The sequence below is a fragment of the Actinacidiphila sp. bgisy145 genome (assembly GCF_057708125.1).
This window is the reverse complement of sequence record NZ_JBYIRL010000110.1, coordinates 1-1188: the sequence shown is the minus strand read 5'-3', so window position 1 is coordinate 1188 and position 1188 is coordinate 1. Positions and strand designations below refer to the sequence as shown.

Sequence of the window (1188 nt, the reverse complement as noted above, 5' to 3'; positions counted from 1 at the left end):
TCGTGGTTGCTGATGTTCCCGGCGTTGTTGTGCCAGTGGGTGTTCAACACGGGGTTGGCGTTGTTCGTGGCGCGGTTGGGCAGCAAGATGACGGATCTTTCGCAGTTGATGCCGTTCATGTTGCGGACGTGGATGTACATGTCGGGTGTGATGTACAGCATCACGAAGTTGACGTCGACGGCGCCGCATGCGGTGCGGATTCTGCTGGATGTGAATCCGGCGGCGATCTACATCGATCTGATGCGGTTCGCGTTGATCGATTCGGTGACGGCGTCGCAGATGCCGGCGCATGTGTGGCCGATGGCGGTGGCGTGGGCGCTGGTCGTCGGTGTCGGTGGGTATGTGTACTTCTGGAAGGCGGAAGAGTCCTATGGCCGTGGCTGAGCAGCCGGCGCTTCCGCCGGTGCAGGTGAGTCGTCCGAAGGTGCCGACGGTGATCGTGGAGGGCGTGAACATCGTCTACACGGTGCATGGTGCGGGGACGGGCAAGGGGAGTGCGACGGCGGCGCTGGGGCGGATGCTGTCGCGGAAGCGCCGGTCGACGAACGTGCGGCGGGTGCATGCGGTGAAGGACGTGAGTTTCACGGCGTATCGCGGTGAGGCGATCGGGATCATCGGGTCGAACGGTTCGGGGAAGTCGACGCTGTTGCGGGCGATCGCGGGGTTGCTGCCGCCGGAGTCGGGGCGGATCTACACCGATGGGCAGCCGTCGTTGCTGGGGGTGAACGCGGCGTTGATGAACGATCTGACCGGGGGGACGAATGTGATCCTGGGCGGGTTGGCGATGGGGATGTCGCGGGAGGAGGTGCGGTCGCGGTACAAGGGGATCGTGGATTTCTCGGGGATCAACGAGAAGGGTGATTTCATCTCGTTGCCGATGCGGACGTATTCGTCGGGGATGGCGGCGCGGTTGCGGTTCTCGATCGCGGCGGCGAAGGACCATGACGTGTTGATGATCGACGAGGCGCTGGCGACGGGTGACCGGTCGTTCCAGCGGCGGTCGGAGGAGCGTATCCGGGAGTTGCGGAAGGAGGCGGGGACGGTGTTCCTGGTCTCGCACAGCAACAAGTCGATCCGGGACACGTGTGAGCGGGCGATCTGGCTGGAGCACGGGGTGATGCTGATGGACGGCCCGACCGAGGACGTGCTCGCGGCGTACGAGGCGAAGACCGGGAAGTGACCGCGGAC

General features: G+C 64.6%; 2 protein-coding genes. Both read left to right on the top strand.

Features of this window, described 5'->3' with window-relative positions; genetic code table 11:
- A partial coding sequence (locus AC3ERT_RS36505) for an ABC transporter permease (RefSeq protein ID WP_435138148.1) occupies positions 1-384 on the top strand: 384 nt, incomplete at its 5' end.
- Positions 371-1180 carry an ABC transporter ATP-binding protein gene (locus tag AC3ERT_RS36500; RefSeq protein WP_435138151.1) on the top strand — a complete coding sequence of 270 codons (810 nt, stop codon included), beginning with the start codon at positions 371-373 and terminating at the stop codon, positions 1178-1180. The genes AC3ERT_RS36505 and AC3ERT_RS36500, both read left to right, overlap by 14 nt.
- Positions 1181-1188 lie beyond the last annotated feature (8 nt).